This window comes from Pseudomonas sp. NPDC089530, assembly GCF_050280705.1.
Classification (GTDB): Bacteria; Pseudomonadota; Gammaproteobacteria; order Pseudomonadales; family Pseudomonadaceae; genus Aquipseudomonas.
Genome location: NZ_JBNNVU010000216.1, coordinates 1 through 1,251, shown reverse-complemented (window position 1 = coordinate 1,251; position 1,251 = coordinate 1). Strand labels below are relative to the sequence as shown.

General features: G+C 56.7%; 2 protein-coding genes and 1 pseudogene. All 3 read right to left on the bottom strand.

The window, feature by feature from the left end; genetic code table 11:
* Positions 1-81: 81 nt before the first annotated feature.
* Positions 82-339, bottom strand: a complete 258-nt coding sequence (gene atpE, locus ACQKQA_RS30390) for a F0F1 ATP synthase subunit C (RefSeq protein ID WP_002555987.1) — start codon at positions 337-339, stop codon at positions 82-84.
* A gap of 133 nt (positions 340-472) precedes the next feature.
* Positions 473-1,156 (bottom strand): annotated as a pseudogene (gene atpB, locus ACQKQA_RS30385) (F0F1 ATP synthase subunit A); the annotation flags it as partial.
* On the bottom strand, positions 1,063-1,251 hold a 189-nt coding region (locus tag ACQKQA_RS30380; protein WP_427564805.1), incomplete at its 5' end, for a hypothetical protein. The gene ACQKQA_RS30380 and the pseudogene atpB, both read right to left, overlap by 94 nt.

The window sequence follows — 1,251 nt, the reverse complement described above, 5'->3', positions numbered from 1 at the left end:
GTCAACCCTGCGCTGACACGATTAAGCACGCAGGGCGATTACAGTAACGCTAGCGACCAATCAACTCGAAAACTCGAGTGATTAGCCAGCGAGTTGACCAACGAAGGGGTTCGCGAAGGTGAAGAACAGAGCGATACCAACGCCGATCATGGTTACGGCGTCGAGCAGGCCGGCAACGATGAACATTTTAACTTGCAGCATTGGAACCATTTCTGGCTGACGCGCAGCGCCTTCCAGGAACTTGCCGCCCAGCAGGCCGAAACCAATGGCGGTACCCAGAGCACCCAGGCCGATCAACAGTGCAACAGCGATAGCGGTTAGACCAACTACAGTTTCCATCTTTCCTCCCGACTTTTACGTCGTATGGTTTAGGTTTTTTAGATTAAAGCGGTAAAACAAATCGTTTCATCGTGCCCTAGACGGGCCCCCTCCCGTTTGACCGGGAGGGACATCAGACAGGTCGAGACCGGTCTTAATGGTTCTCTTCGTGTGCCATCGACAGGTAGACGATGGTCAGCATCATGAAGATAAACGCTTGCAGGGTGATGATCAGGATGTGGAATACAGCCCACGCCCACTGCAGCACCACGCCCAGGCCGCTGAGCCACAGCAGGCCCGTGCCGAACATCACGGCGATCAGGATGAACACCAGTTCGCCAGCGTACATGTTGCCGAACAGACGCAGTGCCAGGGAGATTGGCTTGGCAATCAGCGTCACGAATTCAAGCAGGAAGTTCACCGGAATCAACAGCGCCTGAACGAAGATGTTCTTGCTGCCGAACGGGTGCAGGGTCAGCTCGCCGATGAAACCGCCGATGCCCTTGATCTTGATGCTGTAGAAAATGATCAGCGCGAACACCGAGAAGGCCATGGCCAGGGTCGCGTTCGGGTCGGTAGTCGATACGGCACGGAAAGGAATGTGCTGATCGCCGGAGATCAGGATGGCCAACTGAGGAATCCAGTCGACCGGGATTAGGTCGATGGCGTTCATCAGGAACACCCAGACGAAGATGGTCAGTGCCAGTGGTGCAATCACTGGGCTGCGGCCATGGAAGCTGTCTTTCACGCTGCCATCGACGAATTGGACCAGTACTTCAACGACGTTCTGCAAAGCACCTGGCTGGCCGGAAGTTGCCTTCTTGGCCGCCATGCGGAACCGGTGCGCGCGGTCATTTCCGCGGCCAGCAGGGCCGGAATCAGGCCGTCCTTGTCGGTGCTCCAGACACCGCCGTCCTTGCGCAGGAACGAGGC

What these genes read in the sequence shown, in the direction of transcription:
- atpE (WP_002555987.1), bottom strand. Translation starts at nt 339, where the DNA reads ATGGAAACTGTAGTTGGTCTAACCGCTATCGCTGTTGCACTGTTGATC.